At 53.8% G+C, this 1,157-nt stretch carries 2 protein-coding genes; both read right to left on the bottom strand.

From position 1 onward, the window contains the following. On the bottom strand, positions 1-389 hold a 389-nt coding region (locus tag STRDD11_RS05085; protein WP_164828387.1), incomplete at its 3' end, for a GNAT family N-acetyltransferase. A gap of 14 nt (positions 390-403) precedes the next feature. Continuing rightward, positions 404-1,157, bottom strand: a 754-nt coding sequence (pheS, locus tag STRDD11_RS05080) for a phenylalanine--tRNA ligase subunit alpha (RefSeq protein ID WP_128836319.1), incomplete at its 5' end; no start/stop codon positions are given.

Genomic DNA, 1,157 nt, shown 5'->3' with positions numbered 1-1,157 from the left:
AAAACGCCCAGCCAGGCCCAGTCAAAGCCGCGCTTTCGGGCTTCTTCCAGGGCAAAGTCAAACAGTTCCTTGCCCAGCCCCTGCCCCTGATGAGAAGCCAGGACATAGATGCGCTGGATTTCAAAGGCATGATCCAACTCATGCTCAGTCTGGGCCTGTCCCCAGTTGAACTTAAGGAAGCCAGCGATTTTCTGGTCCGCATCCAGCACGAAATAATGCTCCGACTCAGGGTCGGCCAGTTCCGTTTCGATGGTCGCCAGCGACAGCTCATGGGCAAAATAATGGGCCATATCCGCTTCCTTGATGAAGGGTCCGAAGGTCTCCTGATAGGTCGCAACTTCCAGCTCCCGCAAAATAGGAGCTTCCTCTCTGCTTACTCGAACTAGCATGGGCTTACACTTCCTTACTTAAACTGCTGAGAAAAACGAACGTCTCCCTGATAAAAACCGCGAATGTCATTGATACCATAGCGCAGCATAGCCACCCGCTCCTGACCGAGACCAAAGGCAAAGCCAGAGTAGCGATTGGCATCAATGCCGCTCATTTCCAGAACGCTTGGGTGAACCATGCCGGCACCAAGGATTTCAATCCAGCCGGTATGCTTGCAGACATTGCAGCCCGCCCCGCCGCACTTAAAGCAGGAAACATCCACTTCCACTGACGGCTCTGTAAAGGGGAAATAGGAGGGACGCAGACGAATACTGCGGTCTGCACCGAACATCTTCTGAACAATCAGCTCCAAGGTCCCCTTTAAATCAGCCATGGAAATCCCTTGACCGACAACCAGCCCTTCAATCTGATGGAACTGGTGGGAATGGGTCGCATCGTCCGTATCCCGGCGGAAAACCCGTCCCGGAGAAATCATTTTCAGCGGTCCCTTAGAGAAATCATGAGCATCCATGGCCCTCGCCTGCACTGGGCTGGTATGGGTCCGCAGCAGAATCTCCTCTGTAATGTAGAAAGTATCCTGCATATCGCGGGCAGGGTGGTCCTTGGGCAGGTTCATGCGCTCAAAGTTGTAGTAGTCTGACTCAACCTCAAAGCCGTCCACGACCTGATAGCCCATACCGATGAAAATATCCTCAATCTCCTCGCTGGTCTGACTGAGAATGTGACGGTTACCGGCCGGAATCTGACGGCCGGGCAGGGTCACATCC

Source organism: Streptococcus sp. DD11, from assembly GCF_001578865.1.
Classification (GTDB): domain Bacteria; phylum Bacillota; class Bacilli; order Lactobacillales; family Streptococcaceae; genus Streptococcus; species Streptococcus panodentis.
This window is presented reverse-complemented; position numbering and strand designations above follow the sequence as displayed.